Source organism: Deinococcus alpinitundrae (genome assembly GCF_009982895.1).
GTDB classification, from domain to species: domain Bacteria; phylum Deinococcota; class Deinococci; order Deinococcales; family Deinococcaceae; genus Deinococcus; species Deinococcus alpinitundrae.
On the sequence record NZ_WXZL01000302.1, the window covers coordinates 1 to 265 of the forward strand.

The 265-nt window shown below is 29.8% G+C and carries 1 protein-coding gene; it reads left to right on the forward strand.

Annotated features, from left to right (window positions below; translation table 11 throughout):
• Positions 1–10: 10 nt before the first annotated feature.
• Positions 11–265, forward strand: a 255-nt coding sequence (locus GUI70_RS25815) for a hypothetical protein (protein ID WP_272952935.1), incomplete at its 3' end; no start/stop codon positions are given.

A 265-nucleotide genomic window follows, 5' to 3' on the forward strand; every position in this document is an offset into this window, starting at 1 on the left:
ACTAAACTATATTTTCCCAGATGCGACAAAAGTATTTACGTATGTTACTACCATCTCTACAGTGTTATTTTTAGTTGTATGGGGTCTGATTATCATTGCATATATCAATTATAGTCGTAAAAACCCAGATCTACATAAAAATGCTACGTACAAACTATTAGGTGGCAAATATATGGGCTACTTAATATTTGTATTCTTCATTTTTGTGTTCGGGTTATTATTTATTAATGTTGATACAAGACGTGCAATTTATTTTATTCCGATT